The organism is Streptomyces sp. 4F14, from assembly GCF_048159485.1.
Taxonomy (GTDB): domain Bacteria; phylum Actinomycetota; class Actinomycetes; order Streptomycetales; family Streptomycetaceae; genus Streptomyces.
Window position 1 is genome coordinate 1 of the sequence record NZ_JBLRVY010000282.1, and the last position, 353, is coordinate 353.

General features: G+C 71.4%; 1 pseudogene. It reads left to right on the forward strand.

What is annotated here, in order from left to right:
* A pseudogene (locus ACLZOT_RS50730) lies at positions 1–353 on the forward strand (DUF2637 domain-containing protein); the annotation flags it as partial.

Consider the following 353-nt stretch of genomic DNA (forward strand, 5'->3'; position numbering starts at 1 on the left):
AACAGTCCGCCCGCGAGAACGCCGAACGAATCGAGCGTGAGCGGGCCGAACGTGAGGCTGCCGAGCGGGCCGCTGAGCGCGAGCACACGGCGCGGATGGAGCGTGAACGCCTCGACCGTGACGCGGAGATGCGGCGTGAGCAGCGCGAATACGACGACCGCGTGCGGCGCGAGGAGCAGCAGCGCGCGGACGCCCTTCGGCGTGAACAGCAGGAGCGTACGGAGCGTTCACGGCCTGAGCGCCACGCCCTCGAACCCGCCGCAACACCGCTCGCTGTGAGCGACGGGCAGGCGGCCGTGAACACGACGGCCGGGACGGTGAACGGTGCCGTGAACGGCACGGCCGCGTTCATG